Source organism: Endozoicomonas sp. SESOKO4, assembly GCF_024606275.1.
This window is the reverse complement of record NZ_JAHHPS010000195.1, coordinates 1-1388: the sequence shown is the minus strand read 5'-3', so window position 1 is coordinate 1388 and position 1388 is coordinate 1. Positions and strand designations below refer to the sequence as shown.

1 protein-coding gene is annotated in these 1388 nt (G+C 44.0%); it reads right to left on the bottom strand.

Going from position 1 to position 1388, the window contains the following annotated elements; translation table 11 throughout:
* Positions 1-413 precede the first annotated feature (413 nt).
* Positions 414-1388, bottom strand: a 975-nt coding sequence (locus KDK16_RS03800; protein ID WP_257274740.1) for a hypothetical protein, incomplete at its 5' end; no start/stop codon positions are given.

The following is a 1388-nucleotide window of genomic DNA, read 5'->3' as shown; positions in this document are numbered from 1 at the left end:
TACCGACAAAAGAGCACCTGCTAACCCGGATCTGGAAATAATCATAACTGCACTCTGTCCAGTTTTTAACGCTCAAACAGAAGCATCCTTACTATAACAATCCTTTTTAAAGTCGTTATTTATCCTAGACCGGATATTTCATAAATAAAGGTAAAGCCTTCTCCAATAAAAAACGAACCTCTTGACGTCTGTTTTTTCCAGCATCAAGTAAACCCCACAGACTTGGATTTCTCATCCACGCTTATGGAACAAAAAAGCGGATGGCTGCCCTGCGGGTTCCTGTCTTGTATCACTGCCCGCAGCCCAGCCAAGCAGGCGATGCTTCACAACGGGTTTGGTAATGCTGCTTTATAATCCATATTACCGACTTAAGGGTTTTACCTTCCCGGGGACAGGCTATGAACAATAACAAACTACGGTTGATCTTTGCTTAGCAATAGAAACTCCTGTACAAGTGGTCTCATCCCCACGGAACAGGGTGATGCCGACTGGAATAACGGAAGGCCGAAACCTAACACAGCCGCTGACACCTGACTGATATATTTTGTCCTGGCTTGCGTGATGTAGTTTGAATAAAAGTACCAGACTTGGGTAATGACTTGATCCAATAAAAAAAAGCCAACGCATGCGCCCAAAACAGTTCTCTGCTCTTCAGTTAATCCTTCCGTCCTATCACTGTTTATGGCCAGAGCGCTTTTGTTACCTACCACTCTGGCAGATATGTGTGAAGCATTAGTTATCTGTGAAACATTAGATAGCTGAGTTGTATCTGGAGAGAATGTGGTTGAAACGGATGTTGGCATAGTGCCATTACACGCAACTTCGAAACCTGCCGTAGACCATGCGCTCACTGAAGCAAAGCCTGTTCGATAAGTCTTCTCCAATGAAGATGCACAGCCAAGTTCACCGGTATTATCACCTAATATCCAACCCCATGCCTGCTCTCTGTCTTTTAATCCAAATGCTCCCTGAACCATATTAACATCAGTACAATAACTGCCGCGGATGTCACCCATATAGTGATCAGGATCTAACGGGGTAGCTGAGTCAATCGATAGATCATTCCCAAACTGATCAACGACACTGTTACAGGTAGAATCGACAAAGCGCAGGACGTCTTCCTTGAGCCAGAGTCTCATAGAAAACAACACACCACTGCTTAAATGTAATCCGGATGCTGAAGGGTCAGTTTCAGTGAGTACAGATACGACGGTTTTAGTATTTCTCATAGTCAACTGCACTTGTCCTTTAGCCTGATGACATACAACATTCAATGCAGCGTTTTCAGAGCCTGGTAATCTGTGTGCGCCTTTTTGGAGATTAAATTCAGAGTGGGTGAATCGATAGACGAAGTACTCCTCTGCTCCTCTCTCATGATCAAAATTTGT